We start from the raw sequence: 23,078 nt of genomic DNA, 5'->3' as shown, positions 1-23,078 counted from the left end.
CGTAAGCCTGCCTTTCAAAGGGTTTAGTTAAAATAACGTTTTCCCAACCGACATCGCATTCCATCCGCTATTCATTCCTTCCGTTTTCAAGAAATACGTTTCATAACCCGATTCACCGGATTCATTGTTCTACTTGCTCTTCACGGCTATTTCTCTCCTTTCACAGCCAGCTTACACAACAAATGTCGAGAACTTATGCAGATCTTCTGCTTTTTGTGTGGATTTCTTTAAGAACCTACCTAATCACGATATAATTTTCAGTAAGTGGTATGTACTCGCAATCGAAGCAAACTAAAAGGGGAGGATGTGATGGGAATGGAAACGAAATTGTTGCTTGTGGAGGACGAACCGGGCATGCTGGAGGAGATGCAGACCTACTTGCAACGTGAAGGGTTTAAGATATTGACGGCCTGTACCGGCAAGGAAGCGCTTAGGATGGCCCGATCTGAACGGCCTGATCTTGTTGTGCTGGATTGGATGCTCCCCGAGAAAAGTGGAATCGACGTATGCCACGAAATAAGGCAAACCTCGCTTTGCGGCATTATTATGGTCACAGCCCGATCGGATGAATCAGATAAAATCGTCGGTCTCGAAATCGGCGCGGATGATTATTTAACGAAACCATTCAGCTTGCGCGAACTTGCATCGCGCATCAGAGCTTTACTTCGCCGCTTACACGGACCTGAAGACAAGTCGACGTTCTTGGAAAGAGACAACTTGATTATTTCCGAGGCCAAATGTCAGGTATTCAAAGACGGTCAGGAAATCCAATTGACACCTACCGAATTCAAAGTTCTGTTCACACTCGCGGGTCGTCCCGGCATTGTCTTTAGCCGTCTGCAATTGTTAAAGGCTGCTTTGGAGGATGAGTATATGGGATACGAAAGAACGATGGATTCCCATATAAGGAATCTTCGCCGCAAACTGGGAGACGATCCTGCCAACCCTCGATATATTCAAACGGTATATGGTTTCGGTTACCGATTCGGTGAACGTTCATGAAGATGACGGTCCGCATGAAAATATTTGCCTGTATGGGATTGATCGTATTCATTGTAAGTATCACCTTCTCACTGACAACACGGGCTTACACGGGCGGCTTGATCGATCAATTTCAAAGGCATCATATGGATGCCGGCTATTTGAGTGCAACGCCCGAAGAGCAAATGGAAATTTTCAAATCTTATATCCTTAACCATATGCAACTGAGCGCACTGCTTAAAGTCACGCACGGCGTGCGCTTGTTCTTTTTTATTGCGATCGGGTTGTTCTTCAGTTTTTGGATATCGGGGGTACTAACTCTCCCGCTCAAAAAGCTTATACCTGCCATAGAGCGTGTGGCGCAGGGCGACCTGAACGTCAAAGTATCTGTAGAGACGAAAGATGAGTATGGGAAGGTTGCCCAGACGTTCAATGAGATGACGTTCCGCTTGCGTGAAGCTGAAGAAGCCCGCAAGCGATTGGTGGCCGATGTTGCTCACGAGCTTCGCACGCCGCTCTCCGTTATGCAGCTTAAACTGGAGAATTATCAGCAGGCCGGTCATCATGTCCCGCCGGAAATGCTGCTCCGTCTTCACGATGAGGTAATCCGAATCAGCCAGCTTGTGAACGATCTTCATGTATTGTCGCTCGCCGAATCGGGCCGGTTGTCCCTCGAACGAAACCCGCTCGATCTGACGGTACACCTGGAACGAATTGTGGACGACGTGAAATACGAAGCCGAAGAGAACGGATTAGATATTTGCCTTTATACGAATTCGAGGCCGGTTACCGTGATGGCCGATGCGAGACGGCTCACGCAGGTATTCATTAATTTACTGACTAATGCGATTCGTTACACGCCTCGTGGAGGAAAGATTACGGTTGAAATCAAAGACCGGGTTTTTGATAGGAATGCATTCTTTGCATGTGTATCGGTGATCGATACCGGCATCGGAATACCGGCGGAAGAGCTCCCCCACCTATTCGATCGATTTTACCGCGTAGACGAAGCGCGCTCGCGGCATACTGGCGGTACGGGGCTCGGATTATCCATCGCCCATCATTTTGTAAAAGCCCACGGCGGTTGCATCCGCGTTGCGAGTCATTCTGATAAAGGTACTACATTTACCGTTTTTCTGCCTATAGGCAATGATATTTTATAACCCCACCATTTGTTGAATTGCCTTGATTACACTAACAGCCTTATCGCCCAGCCCAAAATCCCATCGGATGCATAGACTTATTTATCCAGGAATGTGAGTAAGGAGGAAAAAGCTCATGGCGAACAAGAAAAAAAAGGAACGATCAAAAACGGTCTCACCCCGGCTCAAATCCCGCAAAAAACCGGTACATGTTAATGCATCTCAAAACGAGCTTGAGTGGTTGGCCGAAATCAACCTCCCTAAAGATCCCAAACAGGTCCAGTTAGTTGTAGATCTCCCCAATGAGGTATATGAATACTTACAGGAGAATGAAGCGGAATGGGATCATGCTCTTCAAAATGGTTTGCGGAGTGCATTGGAACCTGCGATAAACCCAGACTCGATCAAAGAAATAAAATACCGAATTCAAGTCGTACAGCCGCCGACGGAAGCCAAGGTATAACAACTTAGAATCTGTTTCAAACACAGCATCTGCCGGTATGCTTAAAAAACATTGATATGGCAACGCTTTTTGAGGAAATCAAAAAGCCCCAACTTGGTATATTAGCAATTCCAAGTTGGGGCCTCGCAACGATCAAATTCGTTCCCCCCTGCACGCTTCCCCGCAGGTCTCCGATCTCCGTGTCTACTTTACTTTATTCAATAAGTTTGTTACCATCCTGCTCAATGTTCCTGGATCGATGAAAGGAGCAAGGCTCGCCAGCAGATCCGGGCTAAGATGTTCAGCCTCGACTCCAGCAATCAATTTTCCGAGACTTTCCCGGTCCAAAAAAGGTGCGAGGCTTATGATCCGGTTCGCATCGATGGTGCCGTCTACCACCCGATCTACCAAACGACTTAATGTCTCTCTGCTGATGAAGGGTGCCAGTCCATTCACGGCATTCCAGCTCACGCTGCCTTCTTCGACTTCTTGTATCAACCGATCCACCTGCTCCCTACTCAGGAAAGGTGCGAGGCTTACGATCCGGTTCGCATCGATGGTGCCATCTACAACCCGGTCTACCAAACGGCCTAATGTCTCTCTGCTGATGAAGGGTGCCAGTTCTTGAACCAAATGCCAGCTTAAGCTACCCTCTTCGACTTGTTGTACCAACCGATCTACCTGTTCTCTTCCAAGAAACGGGGCAATTTCAACAAGGTTATGCACTTCTAAGGAACCGTCAATCGACTTATCTACCAGTCGGTTTAATGAGTCCCGGCTAAGGAACGGAGCGAGTCCGGTGATGGCATCCCACACTATTTCGCTTCCCTCTGCCTGGCGAACCAGTTCATCCAATGTATCTGTTCCGAGGAACGGAGCCAGCCTCATGATCACGTCTAACTTAAGGACGCTGCTGTCTAATCGTTCAGTAACCTTATGCAAAGCGCTTGCTTTTACAAACGGCGCTACTTCTACAAGCTCTTCCACCTCCACTTCTCCGGTATTAACCATCTCTGCAACTTGTTCCGGCTTGTTCTCAGCGATCTCCTCAACGATCGTTCCCAGGTGCTGATGCTCCCGAATTTCTGTGTTATCTCCTGCATTTAAAATGTCGTCCACCGTTTTGCCGAATAGCCTCGCAAACTGCGGAAGCGTTCCAATATCCGGTAGCGATTCGCCCCGTTCCCATTTCGATACCGCTTGATGACTTACATTCAGTTGATCGGCAAGCTCCAATTGTGTCAGATCCTGGTCTTTGCGAAGCTTCGAAATATAAGCTCCAATTTTACGCAAGTCGAGCATCGTATACCTACCTCCGATGAAACAAAATGTACAGTGCGCACTGTCGAAAACAGCATAACATTTCCGAAAACGTCATCCTATCAAGCGTTGGTTGAACTGTCACTTCCGCTTTATTCAACTGCCGGTAGAATTGTCCAGATTCGAAATATGGTAATCAATACTTATTAACATCAATCCATAATGTAATGATCAAGGAACGTATTACGAAACTTCCCTGTTGGATCGTATCGAAGCAGCAACTGACGGAAATCGGGTAACCGTTCATACCGAGCCTGTATTCTCTCCGACTCCATCGTAAACAATTTCGCCCAATGTGGGCGCACTTCAAACGGTTCCAGTTCACGTTCTACAAGCGGAAGTAACTGGCGCACGCGCTCCCAATCCGGCTTCCAAGTGAAATGCAAACCGACGCTGTCTTGCCGGTAGCATGGGCTCATCCAGTGGGAGTCCGCGGCGATTGTTCGGATCTCGGAGATGAAGAGCAGCGGCGCGATTCTATCACGCAGTTTGCCTAGCGCTCGTATCGCTTCGACCGCATGCCGTCTCGGAACGAAATATTCACTCTGCAGCTCGTTGCCCGCACTGGGTGTAAATTCCATGCGGAAATGAGGCAACCGTTCGTACCAGGGTCCAGGAGCGCCTAACTGCTCGCTACAATTCACAACAGATTGGCCAGGCACCATATGCCGTTTGTCCGAAGCTGGTAAAGCTCCGAAGAAATCGGATGATCCCTCCCCCTCCCCGTTGATTCCCAACTTTCGTTTGACCCACACTTGATTGAATACGGGCTCTGCCCAATTCGTAAACAAGCTGACACTGTATGCGGCAGAAAAAATTTCGTCCATGCCACGATCCAGTGCGGAAAAAGGAAGACGCTCATATACAGTCTGACCTACCTGAAACGAGGGTACTAAATCGAGCTTAAGCTTTGTGACGACTCCAAGTCCGCCAAGTCCGACAACCGCCCCTTCGAACTCAGGGTCTATTCCACGCGTGAGCACCTTCATTTCTCCATCCGATTTCACTAGCTCGATCGCACGTACAGAAGACGCCAGGCTTGCATTCAGATCGCCCGAGCCGTGTGTGGCTGTCGCCACGGCCCCAGCCACGCTTATGTGCGGCAGCGATGCTAAATTATGCAATGCATAGCCATGATCATTTAAATAGCGGCACAGATCGCCATAACGAATACCACCCTCGACGGTTACGCTATTCTGCTCGCGGTCGAGACCGATGACCCGATTCAACTTTCGAAGCGAGAGCTGGCTTCCACCGGTGTCGGCAATCCCGTTAAAGGAGTGGCATGAGCCGAGCACACGTATGTTTGTCCGGCTAACGACCAGTTCCTTAACCTCTTCTAGACTATTAGGCTCAAGCAACTCCGTCGAGCAATAGCGATAATTCCCAGCCCAGTTCAGCTGATCTCCCATATGAACTCTCCTCTTTAATATGTTAGTTTTAGACTAATCTAATAAATCATGGGTTTACCTGTATGTCCAAGTCCCCTTCTATTCTGTCAAACTGGATCGGTACCTTTAAACGTTAACAGATACAGGCTATCACACCTTCTTGTTTATTTTCCAGCAATTCGTAGATAAATCAACTTTACACTAGGTATTCGGCATAGCGTCATACGTTCCAGCCCGTGAGTCTAAAGAAGCAACCAGCTATAGTTTTATAACGTTAATACAAATAAGCCGCAGCTACGCGGCTTTTAAGCTTGTTGGTTCTATTCGTCTTGCATAAGTGAATCCGGATGCCAGATTTTTAGAATTCATATTCACCTCTGCACCGTCTTTTCAACATCAAATGGCCGTGCCTTTTGTGGGCACAAATAACCCCGACATGTCGGCACCTTCCAATTCAACCCGTAGGAATCATTACACTCGCATCTGATGAAAGTGGTCTTGTTGGCACTTGGATTGAGGGGCAAAAGTATCATGGGGCTACTATACCTGATGGTGTGATCGTGCGTGACGACATGCCGATATTCCATACCGTAAAAGAATGGCTGAACAAATATTTTGCGGGCAAGAAGCCCGACATTTCAGCATTGCCGCGCAGCAGCGCGGCTTTAAACGTGTATCTTCTTGGCGTCTTACTTCTTTAATACAAATTATGGCCAATGGAAAGTTATCCGGGCTTCCAGAGAGTCCATTCTTTATTCCCCACCGAAGTATTTGAAAGACTCTAGGTTGCAGCCAGCCCGTTTAACATGAAGTTTCGGCATAGGCTTGATAAGCTGTTTCATTATACTCCGCGCTTCCCGGGAAGTTGATGGATTTCAGCACCGACGGTTTCAAGTTTTGCCGAAGAAGAAGCTCGACCACCTCGGCCTCGATGGCCCACATGATGGAAGCGGCCGCGATACCGGATGCCGGGCAGATGGACGCGTTTAATTCCGGCACCTCCAGCATCGCGTCCAGCGGAGGAGCGCAGTTATCGATCACAAGATCGGCAACTTCGAATAATCTTTTCCCGCTGGAATGCTCGCTCTTCAGCAGTGAGGAGTAAGTGACGCTCGTTAAGGCGATGACATAAGCTCCCATCTGCTTTGCATGAAGCGCGATATCGACCGGAAAGACCGTTTTTCCGGATACGCTGCCGACAATGAGCACATCGCCCGGAAGAAGCCGGCTTGCCCGGAGCACGTACTCCATCAGCCCTTCGAGGCTGCGGTCTTTTTCTTTCTCCTCTTCGCGCTCTCGAACCTCGTTGTTCACGTCGAATTGAAAGCGCATAGCCCGAAAAGCGGTGAGTCCGCCCGCACGGTTGACGAGCTCGCTATCCAGCATATGTCCCGTGTCGAACAAATGCACGCATTTTCCGGCCGCCATCGCGCTTGCGATTGCCTGAGCCGCTTCTCCCATGGCCTCCCCCTGGGTTTGTTCGATTTGGGCAATCAGGCTGTTCAGCTTCTGAAAATATTGACCTCTCATCTTCTTCCCCTCCATATCATAAGTACACGGTAAGATTGAATCTTACGGCTTTTTATATATCTTTCGGCTGATAGAGAAACGCTTCGAATGGCGCCTTCAAACGCTGCAGCATCGGACCATCCACAAGATCGCCCTCTCCCATGCGCATCGCCTCGTGGATGACGCCGCCCATGACGGGCTCAAACAACGGCATTGTCGCCACGGCTTTCGGATGCTTCTCCCGAATGACTTCCCGGAACCTTGTGAACATGAGCGAATGCCCCTTCCAGACGCTGCCCGCCGCCATGACCCATGTCTGATCATCGAATGCGTCCCGGTTCATCAGTGCACATACCTGCGAGGCCAGGCTCTCTCCCGCTGCCGCGAAAATCCCCTGTGCCACTGCGTCCCCTGACATCGCTGCCTCGGAAACGATCAGCGAACATGAAGAAATGACTTCTCGGATATCGGACGTGCCATAAATGACGGAAATGATGTCATCCATATGCTTCAGCTGCCACCGCTGTATAATCAATTCCTCGAGCATTGTCACTGGCCCGCGGCCTTCAAAACTTTGAATGGCGGCCATCATTCCCTGCCTTCCAATATCGTATCCGCTGCCTTCATCGCCTAGATGACTTCCCCATCCGCCAAGATGGGTTTGGCTTTCCTCCCTGACACCAAATATTCCGGAGCCCGTACCGGCTAAGGCTACGATACCTCGCCGTCGCTGAATTCCGGCAAGGAGACACATATATCCTTCACTGAAAGCATGCATCTCCCCGACTTGTGCGTATTTCCCGATGACTTCGGCGAGCAAATCGATGGGACCGGGCATCGCCGCATAAACTGCGCCCAGCGTGATTTGCGGATGATCCTTCAAGCATTCCCGGATGCATGCCTCCATGTTGGCCTTGACCGACTCGAGCCTCGTAAAATTCGGATTGATCGGTCCGCTTCGGCCTACGGCCAGGCAATTCCAATCGTGATCAAACAAAACAGCGATAATTTTCGTTCCGCCGCCGTCCACGCTCAGGCAGTATCCCACGGCGATCCCCCTCTTTCCGGCATCAGCCCTTCACAGAACCGACCATGATGCCCTTGACGAAATATTTTTGCAGGAAAGGATATACGCATATAATCGGAATGACAACTATAATCATCGTGGCCATGCGAATGGATTCCGCGGTAAAGGTCTGGGCCGCATAGGTGGCGCTGCGCTGCGCATCCACCGTATTGGCGCCTGTCACTGCTGTAAGGTTCGCTTTGTTGATCAGCTCCATCAGCAGGAACGATACCGTCTTCAAGCTTTTGTCATTCACGAAATACGCGGAATCGAACCAGGCATTCCAATGCCCCACCCCGTTAAACAGGGCAATGGTCGCCAGCACAGGCGCGGAAAGCGGCAGCATGATCCTCAGAAAAGTGCGCAAGTCGCTAGCTCCGTCGATCCTGGCGGATTCCTTCAGTGCCTCCGGCAGCTCGCGAAAGAAGGACATCATGATGATGACGTTAAACACGCTTAATAAGTCCGGGATAATGTACACGGCGAACGTGTTCATCAAGTGCAGCTTTTTAATCAGAATGAAGTAAGGAATGAGTCCTCCAGAGAAATACATGGCAATAATAAAGATGAGAAAATAATAATTTTTGAACATGAGTCCCTTATGAGCGAGGCTGTAGGCTACCAGCGCGGTAAAGGCAAGGCTGGATACGGTGCCGATCAGCGTTCTGGCAATCGTGACTCCGTACGCTTTGATCAGCTGGTCATTGGAGAAAACCGCCTCATAATTATCCCAGGTAAATATGCGCGGCCAGAAAAAGATCCCGCCCCGTGAGGCATCGATGCCGTTATTCAGCGAAATAATGAGCGAATAGTAGAATGGGTAGATGGTTGCGATCATCACCGCTATCAAGATGGCATATACGATGCCGTCGATCACGTAATCTTCCCTGGTACGTCGAAATCCGTGTTTCATCGGTTATTCCCCCCGGTTAGAAAAGTCCCACGCCAGACGCCTTTTTGGCGGAATAATTGCTGACCAGAATCAGCGTGAGCGAGATCACGGATTGAATCAGGCCGATCGCCGTCGCATATGAGTATCTGCCTTGAGCCAGGCCCATTTTTAAGGTATAGGTCTGTATGATCTCTGAAACGCTGTTATTCACCGGATTCCCCAGCAAATACGCCTGCTCAAAGTTGGATCCGCCCAGCCCGCCGCCGAACAGGTTGCCTAACGCCAGGATCAGCACGACGATAATGGTTGTTTTAATGCTGGGAAGCGTCACGTACAAGATCCGCTGCATGCGTCCCGCGCCATCTACGACCGCTGCCTCATGCAGCGTGGGATCAACTCCGGCTATGGCCGCCAGAAAAATAATCGTCCACCAGCCCATCTCTTTCCAAATGTCGCTGAGCACCAGCATCGGCCAGAAATACGAAGCGCTCGCTAAAAAGGAAATCGGTTTGTCGATCCAGCCCACGGCCATCAGCAGCTGGTTAACGACCCCATTTTGCGAGTTCAGGAAGGAGAACAGCATACCCGAAACCACGACCCATGATATAAAGTGGGGCAGATAGCTTGCGGTTTGCGCAAAGCGCTTCAAGCCTTCTTTCCTTACTTCATTCAGCGCTATCGCAAACAGGATCGGAATCGGAAAAGTAAACAGGATTTTCAGCAGACTGATGACGACCGTATTGCGGATAATCTGCCAAAAGCTGATGTCGCGGTAAAACTCCAAAAACCATTTAAACCCGACCCATTCACTGGTGAAAAATCCGGGAATTCCCGACGATAACTTGAAATTCTTGAAGGCAATGATGAGCCCGACCATGGGCACATAGGCAAAAACAAGCAGATACGCGATGCCGATCAAAACGCTTATTTGATAGAACTTTTGCTGCCGAAGTCTTCTCCACACCCGTTTCGCAGAGCCCGAATTCGCAAGCACTTCCGATTGATGATTTGCAGGCAAGCTCCCCACCTCCTGGACTCAGAATCCAATACCGATCATCGATTGTTCCTCATGTCCCGCATGCTATGCATGCACAAAAACGGATCCCTCTTCCATCATCTGTTTGGATTTCTCCAGGCTGCGTCCTTCCCATAAGGCGGTAATGCCCTCAGCCTGAACGTCGGCGAAGAACTGATCGATTAGCTCCTGCCGGTTCGGGACATCCTGCGGCATGGCGGACAGCTGCACGTAGCGAATCGGAAGTCTGGCAACATGAACCCGGTGCAGGATTTCCTCGTCATCGGCAAGCATTTCGGCCCGGTCGAACAGCGCCGCCGCTTGCTCGATCAAGTCCTTCGACAAATACTCGCTCGTCGGCGGATCGTAAATTCCGGTGTGGATATGCTCCCGCTCCACTTTGTCATGCAGCATATCGATATATTGGCGCAGCGGCGTTGCCGCCATGCCGTAATACCCGGTCAGAAATTCATTGATCGCCGTATCGACATCGCTATCCGGATTCCACAGCAGCTTGGATAACACGTATGCCCTCAGTTCGGCAAATTCGCCGCCGCCCCCCTTTTCGTAGCTGCCCTGTTCGAAGATGCCCTTCACCTGATTGCGAATGAAAAATTGGATGTTAGGCTGCAGGACCCGAATATTCGGAAATGGCATGACATAATTCGAGAAGTTCGTAACGTAATCCCATATATACACGCGGCCGCATACCTTACCCCATTCAATGAGATCTTGAGCGAATGAAACCCCGGATTCTGCCCGGCTTTTGAAAGACGCCAGCTCCTGGCATGATTCCAGCGGATGTGCAAAGCAGCATTCGATGCTGCACAGCCTGACGATCACGTTATGGCGTGGTCGCACATACTTCGGCGGCTTGCGAGTATATTGGTAAGCCAGCGTATCAATAGCTACCTTCGGGTATTCGGGCTCAATAGCTTCGGCCACCCGATTCACGAACCGGATGAGGCTGCCGCTGTAGCTGTCTTCGTATTCGTCCACTGCCCGGCAATCGGCGCATTGGCAGGGATTGTACCAGTCATTTTGCGATACGGACAGAATACGGGTTTCCGGATGCTGGCCAAGGTACTCCTTGACCCGGTTGATCATCAGCTCCAGTACCTCGGGGTTCGTCAAACAAAGCTGCGTCTTTTCGGAAATCCGCTCGCCGCCGACCTCCGAAAAGTATTCAGGATGCGCATCGAAATGCTCTTTTACCGGGATGAAGTGATCAAAGGTATGTACGAACAAGGAAGTGTATTCCGTCTTGCCCCCATGGCGGGTTTCCAGTTCAGGGAAGTTGCCGTTCGATTTGTTTCTCGCCGCCCAATCGCCGTCAAAGGCACAGAAGAAAAACGGTTCGCGATATTCCAGCACAGGAACCTGCTCGATATCGATATCGCCCAGCGATACGCGGCTTCGATTCGGAATGCGGCTTACCTTGGAGCTGAACCATCTGCAGCCTAAGTGATCCTCCAGGAAGGTGTACACTCCGTACAGCGTCCCGCGCAGCGCTCCGCCGGCTATGACAAGCCGGCTGCCGGCCGTTCGGATAACGAACCCGTCATTCCCCAGCCGCTCAAAATCGATGGATGACGCCAGATCGGCCATATGCAGATTGAAGCCCACGACGATTTCATGGGGCGTAACCGGACCGTCGTCGTTTTTGATCGGCACCGTCACGCCGGTAATTTCCCGCAAATACGCCTGCAGTTCCGCCCCTGCATACACCTCTGAAGGCGAGGCCTGCTCTCCAATAACAATCGTCCAATCCGTCGTGCCATTCTCAATGAATACCCATTCGTTATTCATGGATCTTCCCTCATTTCCTGGATTCTGATCATACGGGAGGGAAGAGCCCCCCTCCCATACTTGCCTGCCGCTTTGTTCTACTCGTACTTCTTCAAGGCTTCCTGATAAGCTTCATTCATGTAGGTTTCCAGTTGTTCCAGACCGATTTTGTTCGCGTCGGACATCATTTTGTCATATCGCTTCGCGGCTTCATCCTCACTGGCCGCCGTGATAATTTCGACTTTGGCATTGGTGTACAGCTCCGACAGCTTCACGTTGATATTGAACTCATCCGTATCTGCCTTCGGTTTGACGAAGGCCAGTGCCGGATTGCGCACGTACAGCGCCTTTCTGAACTTCAGTAGGTCAACAGAAGAGCTGTATTTCGGATTACTGAGCGCCCCCGAGGAAACGGCAACGCCTTCCCCGAGCCCGCTTGCCTCGAAATACCAGGGCCCGATCCCCGTATCCGTCACCTTCAATTGATTGAAGCCTTCCGGACGCACCAGCAGCTTATCCTCGTTCAAGGTGTAGTGCTTGCCTTCGATTCCCCACTGCGTTAAGGCATCGCCTTCGGGGCTTTTGAGAAACTCGATGTATTGGATGGCGCGCTCAGGATTTTTATTCGTTTTTGGAACGAACAGACTGGCCCAGCCAATGGAAGCATCTACGGGCTTCAGCTTCGCCTCCCCCTTAAAAGTGAGCGCTTTCAATACAGGCACCAGATGCGCTTGAATGCCATTGTCGTCATACACTTTGTTCATTTCGTCGGCTAAACCGCTGTTGTAGGAAGCCGAAAATACATTGCCGCTCTTCATGATCTGCGAGAACTGCTCCGGCTTGTAGGCGAAGCTTTCCGCGCTTAAGTATCCGTTACGGTACAGCGAGTTCATGTATTTGAAATAATCCTTGAACCCGGGGTTGCTGAAGCCTATGTGCACTTTGCCTGCTTCGTCTGTATAGGGATTCTGGTCTGTTAAGCCCATCATTTCCATCAGCGGGTTCGTCCATGTCGGATGTGGGAGGTAGATGATCATGTCGGGGTGCTTTTCCTTGACCAGCTGATAGACGTTCAGCAAATCCTCAAGAGATTCTAGCGGCGGATTGCCTATCTCCTGCATAATATCCTGCCGGATGTAGAACCCTGCGTCACCGGGAGATGGGAGGTTTCTCGGGTCATTCCAGGCTTCGTCGTTGTTATAGTGCGTTTTTAAGGCGTAAAAATGTCCGTCAGGCTGGGTGTTGTTAGCAATTTCTACGGGGTCAAGTAGGTTCATCATTTCAGGGGCATATTTCTTGATCAATTCGTCGAGTGGATAAGCGATGTCCGGATCGTAGAAGCGTTCTACCAGATTGGAAGTGAAGACGAGATCGGGCAATTCATTGGCGGCAATCAATACCTGGAGCTGGTTGAGGTCACTGCCTTTCGTTACGTTCAGGGAGACGCCGGTCCTCTTCGTGATCTCTTTGGATACATCATCCTTCCCCCACGTATCGACGGGGTACCAGTCGAAATCGATGTATGTGTCGAAGGCTACGGGATCGGTGCTCTTTTTCCAGGCCAAGTCCGGGCTGTCCCAACTTGTAATATTGCTGGTTTGTCCCACCGGTTGGTCGTTCTTCGCCGGGTCACCCGCTTCCTCTTCGGTGGTGTCCTTACCTGAACAACCCGCCAAAGTCAGGACAACAATCAGAAAAAAGGAAGAGATCAACAACGCTTTCTTCTTCATTTTATTCCCCCTTAACAACATTTTTCGAAAAACAACTTTCGATAACAAAAGTAAACGAAAATCGAAAGTAAAATTGTTTTCGAATTTGTTTCGATTATAGATTGGTGTTCATCAAAATGTCAATAAGAATAAATTTATATTTTTAAAAAGAGGAAAAACGAAAATAATGTTCTTTTATTCTTTTCGTTGTACGAATGCGTGGACAAAAAAATAGCCCGTCAAGTACATTCCTGTACTCAAGGGCCAGCTGTCAGTGTGGAATACAATATGACATTATTCTTCATTCGCCTCCGCGATGATCACCCGGATATTCTTCTCCTCAAAAATACCCATGTACGAATCATCCGGCAGCCGATCGGTAATGATGGTGTTCACCCCGTCGAAGCTGTCGATTCGGATCAAGGTACGGTTGTTGTTGAATTTGCTGTGGTCTGCCAGCACGATGACCTCGCTGCCGGAATCCATCATCCGTTTGCGGATATCCGCCTCCACCATCGTGATGTCACGCAATCCCTCAAGCAGGACCCCTTTGGGACTGATAAAGGTTTTGGTAGCCCGAAGATCGTTGATCATTTTCTCTGCATACGGTCCGACGAACGTTTGGGTTCTCGGATTTAGCGTGCCGGGGATCCCTATAAGCGTAGCCGTCGTCATTTCTTTCAGCTGTTCGAATACGGGGATGGAATTGCTGATGATCGTCACATTCTCGATATGCCGTGCCAGATTGGCCAGCAGCACTGTCGTTGAGCTTCCGTCCAGAAAAAGGCTATCCCCCGGCTGGATCAAATCGACGGCAGCCTTGGCGATGGCCGACTTCGTTTCGCTTAGAAGCCAGGAGGTCTCCGAAAACGTAGGTGATTCCTGCTCATCCTTCACCATCGCTCCCCCGTAATTGCGCTCGATCTTTCCTTCCTCCTCCAGCGTTCGCAGATCGGAACGGATGGTCACTTCGGATACTTGGAATATATCCCTCAGCTCCGAAACCCTTTTAAACCCGTTCTCTCTAATCATCTTCAAAATTTCGCTTCGACGTTGCATGGCATGCATCTTTTCTTCTCCACCTCTGTTTTATGTATATAATAGGACTTGTTAATCGTTTCATTATACAGCTATAACTACTATAACAGGAAAAAAATCGAAAGAAAACTGTTTGACAACGAAAATGATCGAAGATAAAATCTAGTCACAAGGAAAGAGAAACGAAAAATTTCTGGAGTTCGGGTCGTATGGTTCAGCTGAATCGTAACGGGGAGGATATGCTATGCTGCAAATTAAGCGTTATTTTCAAGCCGTAACGGATAACCTGGTTCAAGTCTTGGAAGAACAGCATGAGGCAATGCAGCAGACCTCGCATGTATTGGCAGACACCGTGGAACAGGGAGGCTCCATCTATATCACGGGATGCAGCCATTCAAGCCTCTTCGCGCAGGAGGTGTTTTACAGGGCAGGAGGATTCATCCTGATGAATCCCATTTTTTTGCCGGGCATGACCTTGGAGACCTTTCCTACCACGCGCACCACCAAATTCGAACGCATATCGGGGCTGGCCGAAGCGGTGCTTTCGGAGACCGCGCTCAAGCAGGGCGATGTGCTCATTATCGCTTCCGTCTCCGGGCGCAACACCGTCCCCGTTGAACTGGCGTTGTGGGCAAAGAATCATGGCGTGAAGGTCATTGCCCTTACATCGATCGCCTATTCGTCGGATGTCGAAAGCCGGCATTCCAGCGGTAAGCGCTTGTTTGAGCTCGCAGACCTCATTTTGGACGTCATGGGTGAAAAGGGCGATGCGGCGCTGTCAATCGATGGGCTGCAAGTCAAAACAGCTCCGCTCTCCACGGTGACCGGGGTTACGATGATGCATGCGGTCATTTCGCAGACGATCGAGCTGTTAATTCATCGAGGCATGACTCCGCCGGTCTTCCTGTCAGCCAACCTCGAAGGAGGAGATGAGCACAATATGAGGCTGCTGAAGCAATACCGACACCAAATTCATTACCAATAATCGATTGGGCAGCTTGCATGCAAGGAGGAACCATGAAATTCAAACTGATCGCTCTGGATCTGGACGGCACTACGATTGACCGCCGGCTGTATCTGAGCGACGCAAACCGCAATGCCGTGAATGATGCTATACACCAGGGGTGCATCGTGGCCATTATCACCGGAAAAATGTTCGCCGCCGCGCTGCCCTTCGCGGAGCGGTTTCAAGGCGCAGCCTACTTGTTCGCCAGCAACGGCGCCAACGTGTACGATATTCCGGGCCAGAAAGAACTGATCTCTTTTCCGATTCGAACGGAGCATCTTCCCCAAATTATACGTACGATTGAAAAGCACCGGGCACGCTACCGCATGTACACACGTGATGCCATGTTCGCGGCAGAGGAATCCCATCTGGTCGATTCGATTCGAAGGGATTATCCGGACTTGCCTGTCTTCATCGGTCCGATTCCACTGAGTGAGACGTATTGTAAAATTTACGTGCAGGATGATGATGCCAAGCTAGCCGCTATCATCAGAGACCTCCAGACTCTCCCGCTGCAAATCCATCCAAGCGATAACAGCAACATTGAAATCACCAACGCGCAGGCCAACAAAGGGGAGGCGCTTCGTTTCCTCAAACAGCATCTTCAGATAGCCACGGAGGACGTGCTTGCCATCGGGAACCATGATAACGATATGCCGATGTTTGCCGAGGCTGGCTATGCGGTAGCCGTTGCTAACTCGCCAGCTCACGTGCAGAAACAGGCACATATGGTGACCCGACCATGTGAAGAAGATGGCGTAGCATACGCTCTGGCTCAACTCGGAATATGCCGCACGGATCCTAACTTCTAAACACGTTAAAAACCCTCACCTATCATACCATGATAGATGAGGGTTTTCCCATTGTTTGTAAATTGCCGTAACGCTTGCTTCCCCTTGAAGTCCGACCGACCGCCATTCATCGTTAACACAAAAAACCGCAGCTACGCGGCTTATTAGCGTGTATGCCGTTCTGCTGAACCATTCACATGTCTAACGACGAAATCTGTCCTTTTTGATCCTCTCTATTCCGGGGCTATTTTTCAAAAGCTTTCATGTCTTTAGATGGTGAAGATCCAAAAAGCCTGCGGTATTCCCGGCTAAATTGCGATACATTTTCATAACCGACTTGCATAGCTGCTGCAGTTACATTCATTGCGCCACCCAGCATAAGACGCCTGGCTTCATATAGCCGAAGCTGCTTTTGATATTGTACAGGTCCTAATGTTGTAACGGCTTTAAACTTATGATGCAGCCCGGATACGCTCATGTTCGATAATTTTGCTAATTCCTTTATGGTAATCGATTGAGCATAATTCTCTTTGATCCATGCGATGACTTTGCCAATCCCCTCGTCTTGCCGATCCATCATGACTTGTTGAAAAAAAATATGCCCTGCATCCCCAGAGAGCAACTGAAAGATCATCTCGCGTTTCATCAGCGAAGACAAATAACGATTTGCATTCGGTTTCTCGATTAGCTTGAGCAGACGGTAAAAAGACTCCACCAAACCTTCGTCGGCTGTCCCGACGTATGCTCCGGTATTCAACTTTTTATGTTTTGGTTTAAAATCAAGGCCAGCCTCCATAACCACAGTAGCGATCTCTTCCATCGTAAAATCAACGCGCAGACCGATATAGGGTGATTGCTTTGTAGCCCCAATAATTTCTGCGGATGCCGGAATATCAATAACAGATACCAAGTAATCCCCAGCATGATAATCAATGACCTCATGGCCAAGATGAAGTTTCTTGGCACCCTGTAGAATCAGACAAATCGCAGGAGTCAAAATACCCGAAATTTCCGAAGTCTGCCGACTATACCGCATCGTCGTTAAAAACGGAATCATCGTCTGGGTACGACCCTCGAATAGGGTAATTCGTTTCGCAATTTCCAGCATTTGATCCAAATACGTTTTTGATTGGGTGCTTTCCGTAAATAAATGGTAGTGCTTGATTTGCCGCTCTCCCACAATAATCACCAACTTTTACTTTGATGGATCCCCAGAAGCTCGTTGGAAACCTTTCTTGTAATCGTAACTTAATTCTGGATAAAGGCAAAGAACAGTTTCTAACATTTACAGTTTTGAGCAAGTTTTAAGCAGAAACAAACTATTTCGATAGATCCATTCAAGTCATAATAACCTTGAGATTAGAAAATCAGGAAAGAAGGAAATCACAATGTCCGAGTCCTCATTGATTACAACCCCATTTCATTCCGAATCGACAGCAAGCGAGGTCGTTGCAGGGATCAATCTTGCGGGTCGCAAAGCTGTCGTGACGGGAGCCACATCCGGCATCGGCCTTGAAACGGCCCGGGCTTTGGCTGAAGCGGGGGCCGAAGTGACATTGGCTGTTCGCAACCTCAATGCAGGCAAGCTCGCAGCTGAAGATATTGCTGTAACCACGGGGAATCCACTCGTTAAGGTGTTGCCATTAAATCTTACCGATCGATCCTCGATAGCCTCATTCGCTGCTTCATGGAGTGGGCCGCTGCACATCTTGATCAACAACGCTGGCATTATGGCAACGCCCGAGATGCGAACCCCCGAAGGCTGGGAGCTTCAATTCGCTACCAATCATTTGGGACATTTTGCTCTAGCCACCGGACTTCACGATGCTCTGGCTGCGGCAGACGGCGCCCGCGTGGTCTCAGTTAGTTCCGCAGGGCATCTCCGCTCGCCGGTGGTGTTTGGTGATATTCACTTCCTGCGTCGTCCTTATGACCCGTTTCTTGCCTATGGACAATCCAAAACAGCTAACATACTGTTCGCTGTGGAAGCTTCAAAACGCTGGATCAACGACGGGATCACAGCAAATGCTTTGATGCCTGGCGGTGTGCGAACCCCGGGAGTTGATCGTATACAGATCACTCCCGAGCAGATCGACAAGCTAAACGAGACAAGAATAGGCTATCCCGAGATCATCTGGAAGACCCCTCAGCAGGGCGCCGCTACCTCCATACTATTGGCAACGTCTCCCTTATTAAACGGGATCGGCGGCCGATATTTTGAAAATTGCAACGAGGTCGGACCCCGTATGGCAGAGACCCCGTCGGGGGTCGCCTCTTACGCAATGGATCCCGACGCGGCTGAACAGTTGTGGAGAGTATCTTTGGCATTGATTCATAGCTAGTGAGTTAAGTGAAAAATTTAGGGAAATAAAAAAACAACTCGGTTTATGAATGCCGAGTTGTTTTTATTATTAATAATTATTTGCCTCCTAACTCTTCACTGTGATTACTACTTTTTGTTATGAACGAACCCTTTGCGGAACTCTTTTAACGTGTCGGTCAGTTCAGGACCTAGCTCGATATAGTTTTGGATCAAATCTTTGCCTTCAATATAGGCATAGTCGTTTACGGAGAACCATACGGCTCCCTTAATATTACTGGCATATTCGTAGTTCTTATTACCGTTGGCACCCTTCTTCAAACTGTCAAACATCTCTTTAACCCATGATGCCTGCGCAGCTTGGTAGCGCCCTTTCTCTGTGTAAACCACTTCACCATTTTGAATAACGAACTCACCACCGGATGCGCAGCCGAATTCACCGATATGCCATGGTAACTTACCGAAAAAATCTTTTTTACTCTCGTAAATACGTTTTAGCTGGTCAGAGAAAGACTCCGGTTTGCCATCATTATTCATTGAGTATAGTGATAAAGCATAAGCCTGCACATAATCATTGCCTGGAAGATAGCTCATCAGATCGCCCCAGTTGGAATATGGTATCGACTTCTCCATTCCATTAATCATCCAGATCGTATTATCAACGCCTTCTTCTGCGAAGATGTCATACATACGCTGCCAAGTTTGCACAAATACTTCACTATCAAGCAGCGTTGCTAAGCCACAGTAGCTGACCCAATCAGAATCCATCTCATTATTCAAGCGGATAAACACCGGCTTGCCATACTGTTTGATCTGCTTAGCAAGGGTCCGGAAGTGGTTATCAAATTTGCCATCGAGAATATCGAACATTGGCGTATATGCACCTTTATTCGCATAGATACCATTGTTATCTGTAGTGAACTGGTACGATACTTGCAAGACCGGCTTACCATTAAAACCATTGCCGCCGGCAAATTCATTAGCTAATTGCAGCGGGAATTCAGTCAGCTGACCTCCCCAACCTAAGTGTAAATAGGTTGGCATAATGTCAAATTGATAATCCATTGAGCTGGATAGTCTTGACTGGTTCGCAGCCAATTTCTCACGGACTGTCCTCACATTTTCCGTTTCTTTATCTTGTGGCATCGAGTTCGTGAAGAAACCCCAGTTCACATGATTGCTCGTACGATACTGCTCGTAGAACCGCCTTGTCTCTTCATTCCATTGCTCAGGAATGTTCACTTCATAAGGTGCGATGTGATTTTTCGCTGCACCTACCGTCTCAATTTGTTTAAATGACCGCAAGATACGATCAAAGACGTCCACTTCGTTCGTCTTCGACTTATGGACGAACAAGAAGAAATCTTTATACTCATTTTGCTCACGTACGATGGCTACATTGTAGTACTGATAGTCTAAGTTCGGCTTATCAACAAATTTTAAGTTAAACGTTGTCACCGTATAACCATCAAGCAAATCCGTCCTGTCTCCAGAATCACGCAACGTGATCAGACCATTATTCTTGAGCCAATCTGCATTACCGATATACGGTACGAGCCACTCGCGGAAGTACGGCTCCCACCCTTCTGGTGTTCCATGAGGAGTCTCCGGGGTCACTCCATAAATATTTTTATCTTCTTTCGATACGGTGAGCACATAGGAATCATCTGCAGCATAATAGCGGTTATACTGAGCACCTAAATCAAATTTCGGATTATTCTTCGTGCCTGGAATCGTCAATAAGTAACCATCCGCAAAGTTAACGATGCGCGTATAGTTATCATTATTGAACAGGAACTTCATGTCCTTTGAGCTATCAATCGACGGATCTTGACTAAGCCCGGCATCTTTGTAAACATTTAATCCTTTAATATCGTCTGCCGTGACAAAACCATTATCCTTATCACGCCAAGCATCTTGCCAAACATCATCTGCTGACTGCCCCCTGTTGCTGTTTGCCGCATCATTACCTGCTGCACTGGCTACACCAGTTACTGGAACCATAAGAATCGCCACTAGCAACAACATCATTATCTTACTTACTTTCATCCTCTTAGCCTCCTTTTTCATATATACTGCTTGATGTGGTCGATATCCTCGACTTGAACCGGTAGTAAGGAAGCGCTTCCATTTCGAGATTCACTAAGAGAAGGCTTCGGCACGGTTTTAGCACTCTTCTTCGATTGAACTCTTTCGTTTAATGGTGGTACCTAATTTCCATACTTGCTGAAATAGATCCCAATCATGTGCTGCACGTACTTACTCCAAGTTGTTCGATGGATCACCCCCTTAGAACGTATTCAGCCTTCTTATCGCCCTGTGTACCCTCATCTCCTTTTTGTTGTGTATAATAATCATAGAGATAATACAATGTTCATATGTAAGCGTATATGCCGTTTTTTGTCTTGTTTGTATCCATTTTCGCTAACTTAAATTCGATGGAGAGAGTACTACATGGAAGTATTCCAAGAACCGATTGAATACCAGAATCCTATTCTATGCTTAAAGATTTGGCAGTTGGTCAACGATGGAATCGAGTACCCGATCGATTGGATATGGCATTTTCATAAACCGGTTGAGTTCATTCTGGTCGAGCAGGGTCGGCTCGACGTACATATACCGGACCGTGTTTATCATTTGAAAGCAGGCGAGAGCTGTGTGATCGGATCATCGCAGCTTCATTTCGGTAGAAAAATCAGCGAAGAGAAGCTCGTATACCATGTACTCCACGTCGATCTCCAGGCCTACCTCGATTCTGCCATGCAGATGTACTACCGGGTCTTCATGGAAATCGATCGATCGCTAGATAGCCTCAACGATTTCATGGAACATCACGCTGGGATAAATAGGGAGATTGAATGCATTTTCGCGGATATTTACAAGGAAATGAATGAGAGGACGAAGGGATATGAAATCGCGACCAGTATACATGTGAAGCGCTTAATGCTGACACTGCTGCGGCACGATAGGCGGGGGTTACTGGAACGTCAAGATACCTCCGATGCGCAGTTGTTACTGCCCATCTTGACTTATGTTGACATGCATCTCGGAGACAAAATCGAGCTGCAGAACGTGAGTGATTTGGCCCATATGAGCTATTCGTACTTCTCCAAGTTTTTCAAAAAGACAATGGGCGTTTCTTTCACTGAATACGTCAATCAGAAAAGGATACAGAAAGCAGAACGGCTCTTGCTCACCGAAAATTGGAGCATCACCAACATCGCCGAAGATGTCGGTTACGAGAACATGGCCCACTTCTACAAAATGTTCAAACGTTACAACGGGTGCACACCAAAGGAATTCGTCAGTAAACTGCGTAAAGTATAGGGAGCGCGAATGAAATTTGACCAAAGGGATCAAACTGGAGGGATAAGAAAATGGATGTAAGGACACTTTTGTTACAACAATGGGCAAGCTGTTTAGATAAAGAAGACTGGTTTCCACCCCTTGAAAAAGTGCTGAAGGATATTACTTTTGAACAGGCCATTTGGAAACCAGTTGATGAAATGAACTCCATTTGGGAATTAGTTTGTCATTTACTTTTCTATGAAAAGAGACTTCTGATGCGGTTTCTTGGTGAAACAGCAAATGAACCACAGGCAGAAGATAACAAATCTACATTTCGATTACCAACTGAGACGTTTCAGAATTGGAAGGAAACAAAACAAGAATACTTTTTTGTTCATCGTGAACTTGAAAAAATACTAGCAAAATCAGAACAAGAAGATTTGTATAGACAGATCCCTGAAGAAAGATCATTAGTGCTTGAACTGAAGAGTTTAGCATTGCACGACGCATATCATATCGGGCAAATTGTATTGCTAAGTAAAATGCAAGGGCTTGGGGCGTGGAAACGCAGCTTTTAACAAAGCTTCACTAGCTGTACAGTCATTCCAGTATAGGTGGTGTTTCCAACCCATTGTGCTTGTTTTTTGAACCGCTCATCACGATTTTCTCTGATCTACCCGGCCGACCGGAGCCATCTGCGCAAACAAGAAAAAGAGCGCGGCCCCTGCAAAGGGACTGCGCTCTTGTTGATATAAGCTCGCCGAGGATGTCCTCAGCAGGTACTTGCATTAGGTTATTTAAAGATTGCCCTGCAATTTCCTTCCTGCCGCAATGGTGCTTGCCGTATTGGCCACGCGCTTTCCAAGGGCTTCTCCTAGCCCGAGACCCTTCGCAAATAGCGATTGGATCAGGTCATCGCGGGTATCTTCGACAGGAGACGTCACTCCGACCCCATAATAACTGCCGTACAGCGCATTCTCCGGAATGTTAGCCGGCAAGCCGACAACCATCATGCCTTGATGCAGCATTGGCGTAACAAGGTTAAGCAAGGTCGCTTCGATACCGCCATGAATAGTTGCCGTCGTACAAAATACCGCGCCGATTTTATCCACTAACGTCCCGTTTGCCCACAAATACCCGAGCTTATCGATCCATTCCTTTAAGCCGGAGCTAATCGTGCCGAAGTGTCCGGGACATCCCCATATAATCGCATCCATACCGGCAAGATCTTTGACGTTCGCCTTATTAACGTGATTGATGAATACCTCCGCGCCTTCAACGCTTTGGGCGCCTTTGGCAATGGAACGGGCCAGCTGTTCCGTATGCCCCGCTTCGCTATCATACACAATATAGATTTTCATCGATTGATCTCCTCTCATG

21 protein-coding genes are annotated in these 23,078 nt (G+C 48.6%); 9 read left to right on the top strand and 12 right to left on the bottom strand.

The features are described 5' to 3' along the window. Positions 1-315: 315 nt before the first annotated feature. The 3 genes from FHS19_RS14860 to FHS19_RS14850 all read left to right on the top strand — a co-directional run bounded on the left by FHS19_RS14860 (position 316) and on the right by FHS19_RS14850 (position 2,586). On the top strand, positions 316-1,002 hold the full coding sequence (locus tag FHS19_RS14860; protein ID WP_183582541.1) for a response regulator transcription factor: 687 nt from the start codon (positions 316-318) through the stop codon (positions 1,000-1,002). Beyond that, a complete protein-coding gene (locus FHS19_RS14855; RefSeq protein ID WP_183582540.1) occupies positions 999-2,144 on the top strand; it encodes a sensor histidine kinase in 1,146 nt (381 codons plus the stop codon). The genes FHS19_RS14860 and FHS19_RS14855 overlap by 4 nt, the downstream gene beginning before the upstream one ends. Before the next feature lie 115 nt (positions 2,145-2,259). Further along, positions 2,260-2,586 (top strand): hypothetical protein, encoded by a 327-nt coding sequence (locus FHS19_RS14850; RefSeq protein WP_183582539.1) that lies wholly within the window; start codon positions 2,260-2,262, stop codon positions 2,584-2,586. A 183-nt stretch (positions 2,587-2,769) separates the two neighbouring features. Here FHS19_RS14850 and FHS19_RS14845 read toward each other — a convergent pair whose 3' ends face one another. Then, complete coding sequence (locus FHS19_RS14845) at positions 2,770-3,867, bottom strand: helix-turn-helix transcriptional regulator (RefSeq protein ID WP_183582538.1); 1,098 nt, start codon at positions 3,865-3,867, stop codon at positions 2,770-2,772. A gap of 170 nt (positions 3,868-4,037) precedes the next feature. Further along, complete coding sequence (locus tag FHS19_RS14840; protein WP_183582537.1) at positions 4,038-5,297, bottom strand: FAD-binding protein; 1,260 nt, start codon at positions 5,295-5,297, stop codon at positions 4,038-4,040. Between the two features lie 392 nt (positions 5,298-5,689). Here FHS19_RS14840 and FHS19_RS35660 point away from each other — a divergent pair, with 392 nt between their 5' ends. Then, complete coding sequence (locus FHS19_RS35660; protein ID WP_376771879.1) at positions 5,690-5,977, top strand: hypothetical protein; 288 nt, start codon at positions 5,690-5,692, stop codon at positions 5,975-5,977. Between the two features lie 100 nt (positions 5,978-6,077). On the opposite strand, the gene FHS19_RS14835 is transcribed toward FHS19_RS35660, so the two are convergent. The 7 genes from FHS19_RS14835 to FHS19_RS14805 form a co-directional block, all read right to left on the bottom strand. Then, complete coding sequence (locus FHS19_RS14835) at positions 6,078-6,806, bottom strand: sugar isomerase domain-containing protein (RefSeq protein ID WP_183582536.1); 729 nt, start codon at positions 6,804-6,806, stop codon at positions 6,078-6,080. 52 nt (positions 6,807-6,858) lie between these two features. Continuing rightward, on the bottom strand, positions 6,859-7,833 hold the full coding sequence (locus FHS19_RS14830) for a BadF/BadG/BcrA/BcrD ATPase family protein (protein WP_183582535.1): 975 nt from the start codon (positions 7,831-7,833) through the stop codon (positions 6,859-6,861). Between the two features lie 22 nt (positions 7,834-7,855). Then, positions 7,856-8,764, bottom strand: a complete 909-nt coding sequence (locus FHS19_RS14825) for a carbohydrate ABC transporter permease (RefSeq protein WP_183582534.1) — start codon at positions 8,762-8,764, stop codon at positions 7,856-7,858. Positions 8,765-8,780: 16 nt separating this feature from the next. Beyond that, complete coding sequence (locus FHS19_RS14820) at positions 8,781-9,770, bottom strand: ABC transporter permease (RefSeq protein WP_376771878.1); 990 nt, start codon at positions 9,768-9,770, stop codon at positions 8,781-8,783. A gap of 54 nt (positions 9,771-9,824) precedes the next feature. Next, complete coding sequence (locus FHS19_RS14815; protein WP_183582533.1) at positions 9,825-11,567, bottom strand: glycoside hydrolase family 20 protein; 1,743 nt, start codon at positions 11,565-11,567, stop codon at positions 9,825-9,827. Positions 11,568-11,644: 77 nt separating this feature from the next. Then, positions 11,645-13,276: an extracellular solute-binding protein gene (locus FHS19_RS14810; RefSeq protein WP_183582532.1), complete on the bottom strand. Its 1,632-nt coding sequence runs from the start codon at positions 13,274-13,276 to the stop codon at positions 11,645-11,647. A gap of 273 nt (positions 13,277-13,549) precedes the next feature. Continuing rightward, positions 13,550-14,323: a DeoR/GlpR family DNA-binding transcription regulator gene (locus FHS19_RS14805; RefSeq protein ID WP_183582531.1), complete on the bottom strand. Its 774-nt coding sequence runs from the start codon at positions 14,321-14,323 to the stop codon at positions 13,550-13,552. Positions 14,324-14,537: 214 nt separating this feature from the next. Between FHS19_RS14805 and FHS19_RS14800 the strand changes: the two genes are divergently transcribed. Both FHS19_RS14800 and FHS19_RS14795 read left to right on the top strand, forming a co-directional pair. Beyond that, complete coding sequence (locus FHS19_RS14800) at positions 14,538-15,278, top strand: SIS domain-containing protein (RefSeq protein WP_183582530.1); 741 nt, start codon at positions 14,538-14,540, stop codon at positions 15,276-15,278. Between the two features lie 32 nt (positions 15,279-15,310). Then, the gene (locus FHS19_RS14795) at positions 15,311-16,111 is read left to right on the top strand and encodes a Cof-type HAD-IIB family hydrolase (protein ID WP_183582529.1); all 801 of its coding nucleotides are present in this window, start codon (positions 15,311-15,313) and stop codon (positions 16,109-16,111) included. Positions 16,112-16,334: 223 nt separating this feature from the next. On the opposite strand, the gene FHS19_RS14790 is transcribed toward FHS19_RS14795, so the two are convergent. Further along, complete coding sequence (locus FHS19_RS14790; protein WP_312887233.1) at positions 16,335-17,270, bottom strand: AraC family transcriptional regulator; 936 nt, start codon at positions 17,268-17,270, stop codon at positions 16,335-16,337. Between the two features lie 208 nt (positions 17,271-17,478). Here FHS19_RS14790 and FHS19_RS14785 point away from each other — a divergent pair, with 208 nt between their 5' ends. After that, positions 17,479-18,432, top strand: a complete 954-nt coding sequence (locus tag FHS19_RS14785; RefSeq protein WP_183582528.1) for an SDR family NAD(P)-dependent oxidoreductase — start codon at positions 17,479-17,481, stop codon at positions 18,430-18,432. Between the two features lie 107 nt (positions 18,433-18,539). Here FHS19_RS14785 and FHS19_RS14780 read toward each other — a convergent pair whose 3' ends face one another. After that, a complete protein-coding gene (locus FHS19_RS14780; RefSeq protein WP_183582527.1) occupies positions 18,540-20,459 on the bottom strand; it encodes a glycoside hydrolase family 26 protein in 1,920 nt (639 codons plus the stop codon). 405 nt (positions 20,460-20,864) lie between these two features. On the opposite strand from FHS19_RS14780, the gene FHS19_RS14775 reads away from it, so the two are divergent. Then, complete coding sequence (locus tag FHS19_RS14775) at positions 20,865-21,737, top strand: helix-turn-helix transcriptional regulator (protein WP_183582526.1); 873 nt, start codon at positions 20,865-20,867, stop codon at positions 21,735-21,737. A 50-nt stretch (positions 21,738-21,787) separates the two neighbouring features. Continuing rightward, complete coding sequence (locus tag FHS19_RS14770; protein WP_183582525.1) at positions 21,788-22,276, top strand: DinB family protein; 489 nt, start codon at positions 21,788-21,790, stop codon at positions 22,274-22,276. 219 nt (positions 22,277-22,495) lie between these two features. On the opposite strand, the gene FHS19_RS14765 is transcribed toward FHS19_RS14770, so the two are convergent. Further along, the gene (locus tag FHS19_RS14765) at positions 22,496-23,059 is read right to left on the bottom strand and encodes an NAD(P)H-dependent oxidoreductase (RefSeq protein ID WP_183582524.1); all 564 of its coding nucleotides are present in this window, start codon (positions 23,057-23,059) and stop codon (positions 22,496-22,498) included. Between the last annotated feature and the right edge of the window lie 19 nt (positions 23,060-23,078).

The sequence above is a fragment of the Paenibacillus rhizosphaerae genome, from assembly GCF_014192015.1.
In the GTDB taxonomy this organism is placed as follows: domain Bacteria; phylum Bacillota; class Bacilli; order Paenibacillales; family Paenibacillaceae; genus Paenibacillus_AQ; species Paenibacillus_AQ rhizosphaerae.
This window is presented reverse-complemented; position numbering and strand designations above follow the sequence as displayed.

Excerpts from the sequence above, each read along its gene's own strand:
- FHS19_RS14795 (WP_183582529.1), top strand. The coding sequence starts at position 15,311 with ATGAAATTCAAACTGATCGCTCTGGATCTGGACGGCACTACGATTGAC.
- FHS19_RS14765 (WP_183582524.1), bottom strand. The coding sequence starts at position 23,059 with ATGAAAATCTATATTGTGTATGATAGCGAAGCGGGGCATACGGAACAG.
- FHS19_RS14850 (WP_183582539.1), top strand. The coding sequence starts at position 2,260 with ATGGCGAACAAGAAAAAAAAGGAACGATCAAAAACGGTCTCACCCCGG.
- FHS19_RS14800 (WP_183582530.1), top strand. The coding sequence starts at position 14,538 with ATGCTGCAAATTAAGCGTTATTTTCAAGCCGTAACGGATAACCTGGTT.
- FHS19_RS14805 (WP_183582531.1), bottom strand. The coding sequence starts at position 14,323 with ATGCATGCCATGCAACGTCGAAGCGAAATTTTGAAGATGATTAGAGAG.
- FHS19_RS14860 (WP_183582541.1), top strand. The coding sequence starts at position 316 with ATGGAAACGAAATTGTTGCTTGTGGAGGACGAACCGGGCATGCTGGAG.
- FHS19_RS14775 (WP_183582526.1), top strand. The coding sequence starts at position 20,865 with ATGGAAGTATTCCAAGAACCGATTGAATACCAGAATCCTATTCTATGC.
- FHS19_RS14770 (WP_183582525.1), top strand. The coding sequence starts at position 21,788 with ATGGATGTAAGGACACTTTTGTTACAACAATGGGCAAGCTGTTTAGAT.
- FHS19_RS14835 (WP_183582536.1), bottom strand. The coding sequence starts at position 6,806 with ATGAGAGGTCAATATTTTCAGAAGCTGAACAGCCTGATTGCCCAAATC.
- FHS19_RS14815 (WP_183582533.1), bottom strand. The coding sequence starts at position 11,567 with ATGAATAACGAATGGGTATTCATTGAGAATGGCACGACGGATTGGACG.
- FHS19_RS14825 (WP_183582534.1), bottom strand. The coding sequence starts at position 8,764 with ATGAAACACGGATTTCGACGTACCAGGGAAGATTACGTGATCGACGGC.
- FHS19_RS14840 (WP_183582537.1), bottom strand. The coding sequence starts at position 5,297 with ATGGGAGATCAGCTGAACTGGGCTGGGAATTATCGCTATTGCTCGACG.
- FHS19_RS14855 (WP_183582540.1), top strand. The coding sequence starts at position 999 with ATGAAGATGACGGTCCGCATGAAAATATTTGCCTGTATGGGATTGATC.
- FHS19_RS14810 (WP_183582532.1), bottom strand. The coding sequence starts at position 13,276 with ATGAAGAAGAAAGCGTTGTTGATCTCTTCCTTTTTTCTGATTGTTGTC.
- FHS19_RS14845 (WP_183582538.1), bottom strand. The coding sequence starts at position 3,867 with ATGCTCGACTTGCGTAAAATTGGAGCTTATATTTCGAAGCTTCGCAAA.
- FHS19_RS14785 (WP_183582528.1), top strand. The coding sequence starts at position 17,479 with ATGTCCGAGTCCTCATTGATTACAACCCCATTTCATTCCGAATCGACA.
- FHS19_RS14780 (WP_183582527.1), bottom strand. The coding sequence starts at position 20,459 with ATGAAAGTAAGTAAGATAATGATGTTGTTGCTAGTGGCGATTCTTATG.